This window comes from Streptomyces sp. NPDC056361, assembly GCF_042262805.1.
Lineage (GTDB): Bacteria > Actinomycetota > Actinomycetes > Streptomycetales > Streptomycetaceae > Streptomyces.
Map to the genome: position 1 here is coordinate 1 of NZ_JBHJQI010000286.1, position 3,922 is coordinate 3,922.

Here is a 3,922-nt window from a genome sequence, read left to right on the forward strand (position 1 = left end):
GCCGGCTCCCGCCTCGGCGCCGGCCTCGGCGAGCTCCTGCCGCCAGCGGTCGGCGCCGCCGGCGAGGAGCGGGGCCACGGCGTCCTGCTTGGAGCGGAAGTAGCGGTAGAAGGTGCGCAGGGCGACCCCGGCCCGCTGGGCGATGTCCTCGGCCGTGGTGCCGTCGGGGCCGCGTTCGGTGAAGAGCTCGGCGGCGGCGCGGGCGATGTCCAGCTGGGTGGCGGCCTTGCGGCGCTCCGTCAGTGACGGGGAGGGGGGCTTGGTGCTCACCGTACGAAGCGTACGCCCGCGAACGCCCGAAGTGCACAACGTGCAGGTGTGGCAAAACGTGCCATCTAGGCGTACGGTGTCAGCGTTCTACCGAATGCTTGACATCGAGAGGTTGCCGCCATGAACCACCTGACCCGTTACGAAGGACGCCGCGCCCTCATCACCGGCGGCGGCTCCGGCATCGGCCAGGCCACCGTCCTGCGCATGCTCGCCGAGGGCGGTCGCGTCGTCGCCGCCGACATCAGCGAGGACGGTCTGAAGGACACCGTCGCCAAGGCCGGCGACGCCGCCGACCGCCTCACCACCGTCGTCCTGAACGTCGCCGACGAGGCCTCCGTACGGGCCGGCGTCGCCGCCGCCGTCGAGGCGCTGGGCGGACTGGACGTGCTGGTCAACGCGGCCGGCATCCTGCGTTCCTCGCACACCCACGAGACGAGCCTCGAATCCTTCGAGCAGGTGATCCGGATCAACCTCACCGGCACCTTCCTCGTGATCCGCGAGGCGATCCCCGCCCTCCTGGAGGGCGAAGGCTCCGCCGTCGTGAACTTCTCCTCCACCTCCGCGATGTTCGCCCACCCCTACATGTCCGCCTACGCGGCCAGCAAGGGCGGCATCCAGTCCATGACCCACGCGCTCGCCGCCGAGTACGCCAAGCAGGGCATCCGCTTCACCGCCGTCCAGCCCGGCTCCATCTCCTCCGGCATGACCGACGGCAGCGGTGCCAGCAAGCAGTCCGCGGGTCCCGGCCTGCCCGAGGACACCGACTGGTCCCTCTTCGCGAAGCTCGCCCCCGCCCTCGGCCAGGGCTTCGCCGGCCCGGAGACCGTCGCCGGCGTCGTCGCGATGCTCGCCAGCGAGGACGGGAAGTTCATCACCGGCACCGAGGTCCGCGTCGACGGCGGCACCCACTTCTGAGCCCACTCCGGAGCCGTCGCCGCTGACCGCTGACCGCTGACCGCCGACCGCTGACCGCCGACCGCTCCGGGCGTCGGGCGGGGATCCCGGAACCCCCTCCTCCGGGATCTCCGCTACACCGCCCCGAAGCGCTCCCACAGCCGGGGGAAACGGGCCGCGAGCACGTCGTCGTCGTTCAGGTCGAGCGGCGTGCCCAGCGGGTCCTCGCCCGGCACCGGGATCCCCAGGTCCGGGGTCTCGGCGCCGGTCAGCGCCTCGTACGCCTCGTCCGCCGCGAAGCCGATCTCCTCGCCGTCCCCGTCGATCTCCAGGTCGAAGTCGCCGAGCAGTTCCGCGAGCGTGTCCGGATCGTGCACGGCCCCCTCGTACACCTCCCGGCCCTGGCCGATCAGCCAGCACCGGAACGAGTCGAAGGTCTCGTCGCCCGCCCCGTCGAACAGCACGGCCGCCGCACCCCACAGGTCCCAGAGGTACGCGCGGTTGAAGCGGGCCTCGAAGTGGCGCGCGTAGTCGAGCACGGAGTCGGGGTCAAGGCCCGTCAGCCGTTCCACGAGCAGGTCGGCCTGCTCCTCGGGGTCGCCGTCGGCGTCCTCACGGCTGGCGTCGATGATCTCCCAGAACGCGGTCTCGTCCATCACGGGACCAGCATCGTGCCCCGGCGAGTGCGACGCACCCGGAAACCCCGAAACGAATCCGGACAGAAGATGTCGGGCTTTCCTGTCAGCCTGGCGCCATGACGACTGAGACCACACCACTGCGCGGACGGATCTGCCTGGTCGCCGGGGCCACCCGGGGCGCCGGACGGGCCATCGCCGTCCAGCTCGGGGCCGCCGGAGCCACCGTCTACGCCACCGGGCGCACCACCCGCGACCACCTCAGCGAGGTCGGCCGGGCGACCGAGACCATCGAGGAGACCGCCGAACTGGTGACGGCCGCCGGCGGCGAGGGCGTCGCCGTCCCCACCGACCACCTGGAACCCGACCAGGTCCGCGCCCTGGTCGACCGCATCGACCGCGAGCGGGGCCGCCTCGACGTCCTCGTCAACGACGTGTGGGGCGGCGAGCACCTGCTCGCCTTCGGCCGCAAGACCTGGGAGAACGACCTCGCGGGCGGCCTCCGCATGCTCGAACTCGGCGTGCGCACCCACGCCATCACCTCGCACACCGCGCTGCCGCTGCTCATCCGCCACCCCGGCGGGCTGGTCGTCGAGGTCACCGACGGCACCGCCGAGTACAACGGCACCCGCTTCCGCGAGAACCTCTTCTACGACCTCGCCAAGAACGCCCCCCTCCGCATGGCCTTCGGCCTCGGCAAGGAGCTGGCGGAACACGGCGGCACGGCGGTCGCCCTCACCCCCGGCTGGCTGCGCTCCGAGCAGATGCTCGCCGCCTTCGGCGTCACCGAGGAGAACTGGCGCGACGCCCTCGGCAAGACCCCCGACTTCGCGATCTCCGAGTCCCCGGTCTACGTGGGCCGCGCGGTCGCCGCCCTCGCCGCCGACCCGGACCGGCACCGCTGGAACGGCGGGTCGCTCTCCAGCGGACAGCTCGCGCGGGAGTACGGCTTCACCGACGCCGACGGCTCACGCCCGGACGCCTGGGGCTTCATCATCGCCGGCGAGACGGGCGAGCCGGACGTCGCCGACTACCGGTAGGGCGGCCGCCCCGCGTCAGAGGTACGGAGCGGCCGTCCCCGCGCGTCAGAGGTACGGAGCGGCAGCCCGGGCCGTCAGGTGTACGGAGCGGCCGCCCGGGCCGTCAGGCGTACAGCGCGGCCAGTCCCCGGGCGGCCTCGCCGCAGCGCTCGCGGAGGGAGGCCGGGGCCAGCACCTCGGCCTCGGGGCCGAGCGAGAGCAGCTGGGAGAAGGCGACGTCCTCGCTCTCCACGGGGAGCGTCACGGTCACCCGGCCGTCCGTGTCCGGTGTCCCGGCCGCCAGCGCCTGCTCGGCGGCGGCGCGGTCCGTGACGTGCGGCAGCCTGTGGGCCCCCGCGGCGGAGAGGCGTACGACGACCTCGGCCCGGAGGAGGGAGCGGGCGAAGTCGGCGGAGCGCTCGGCCCAGAACGCGGCCAGGTCGAAGTCCTCGTCGCGGGCGAAGCGTTCGTCGGAGACGGCGACAGCGGTGAAGCGGTCCATCCGGTAGGTGCGGAAGGCCGTGCCGGAACGCGCGCAGACGTACCAGACGCCCGCCTTGAGGACGAGCCCGTACGGCTGGAGCTCCCGCTCCACCTCCTCGGCGTCCCCGCGCCGGTAGCGGGCCGAGATCCACCGGTCGTCCCAGACCGCCTCGGCCACCGGGGGCAGCAGCTCGGGGGCCTCCGGCTCCTGGTACCAGGCGGGCGCGTCCAGGTGGAAGCGCCGGCCGACCGCGTCGGGGGCGTCCCGCAGCGAGGGCAGCAGCGCCGCCGACACCTTGAGCCGGGCCGCCGAGGCCGCGTCCGCGAGGCCCAGGTCGCGCAGCGCGCCCGGCAGCCCCGACAGGAACAGCGCCTCCGCCTCGCCGCGGGCGAGCCCCGTCAGGCGCGTGCGGTACCCGCCGGCCAGGCGGTAGCCGCCGGTCCGCCCGCGGTCCGCGTACACCGGCACCCCGGCCTCGGACAGCGCCAGCGCGTCCCGGGTGACGGTGCGCTCCGACACCTCGAGCTCGGCGGCCAGCTCGGCCGCCGTCATGGACGGACGGGACTGGAGCAGCAGGACCAACTTGATGAGGCGGGCGGCACGCATGACTCCATCATGCG

Annotated in this window: 5 protein-coding genes; 2 read left to right on the top strand and 3 right to left on the bottom strand. The window is 73.6% G+C overall.

Going from position 1 to position 3,922, the window contains the following annotated elements; all coding sequences use genetic code 11:
- Positions 1 to 270: TetR family transcriptional regulator (locus tag ACFCY7_RS40095; RefSeq protein ID WP_376491020.1), on the bottom strand; the 270-nt coding region annotated here is incomplete at its 3' end.
- 120 nt (positions 271 to 390) lie between these two features.
- Here ACFCY7_RS40095 and ACFCY7_RS40100 point away from each other — a divergent pair.
- Positions 391 to 1,185, top strand: coding sequence for an SDR family NAD(P)-dependent oxidoreductase (locus ACFCY7_RS40100; protein ID WP_376491021.1), 795 nt, complete (start codon positions 391 to 393; stop codon positions 1,183 to 1,185).
- Between the two features lie 113 nt (positions 1,186 to 1,298).
- Here ACFCY7_RS40100 and ACFCY7_RS40105 read toward each other — a convergent pair whose 3' ends face one another.
- On the bottom strand, positions 1,299 to 1,820 hold the full coding sequence (locus tag ACFCY7_RS40105) for a DUF4240 domain-containing protein (RefSeq protein WP_376491023.1): 522 nt from the start codon (positions 1,818 to 1,820) through the stop codon (positions 1,299 to 1,301).
- A 98-nt stretch (positions 1,821 to 1,918) separates the two neighbouring features.
- Between ACFCY7_RS40105 and ACFCY7_RS40110 the strand changes: the two genes are divergently transcribed.
- Entirely contained in the window at positions 1,919 to 2,839 is a 921-nt protein-coding gene (locus ACFCY7_RS40110) for an SDR family oxidoreductase (RefSeq protein WP_376491022.1), read from the top strand.
- Positions 2,840 to 2,942: 103 nt separating this feature from the next.
- Here the strand turns inward: ACFCY7_RS40110 and ACFCY7_RS40115 are convergent, their stop codons facing one another.
- The gene (locus ACFCY7_RS40115) at positions 2,943 to 3,908 is read right to left on the bottom strand and encodes a helix-turn-helix transcriptional regulator (RefSeq protein WP_376491024.1); all 966 of its coding nucleotides are present in this window, start codon (positions 3,906 to 3,908) and stop codon (positions 2,943 to 2,945) included.
- Positions 3,909 to 3,922: the final 14 nt, after the last annotated feature.